A 236-nucleotide genomic window follows, 5' to 3' on the forward strand; every position below is an offset into this window, starting at 1 on the left:
GGATCAGCAATATGCGTTTGAGCTGAGCTTCATTGAGAACTCACTCACCTCTAATCCGGTTCTGGCGCCACTGGCAACCCGCGATCTGAATGATCTGTACCGTTTTGTCAAAATGGCACAGGGGGACGGCGTTGCGCTGAGCGATATGTCGCACTCGTATTCATCAACCGAAGCCAACGAAATTGTGGCGACGCTGCAAAAACTGATGCTGGTTCAGCAGACGGTTCTGAAGGTGA

At 51.7% G+C, this 236-nt stretch carries 1 protein-coding gene; it reads left to right on the forward strand.

The annotated features are described in order from the left end of the window. On the forward strand, nucleotides 1–236 hold a 236-nt coding region (locus tag R0J87_RS24705; RefSeq protein WP_498889676.1), incomplete at both ends, for a hypothetical protein.

The sequence above is a fragment of the Halomonas sp. SIMBA_159 genome (assembly GCF_046536035.1).
Classification (GTDB): Bacteria; Pseudomonadota; Gammaproteobacteria; order Pseudomonadales; family Halomonadaceae; genus Vreelandella; species Vreelandella venusta_A.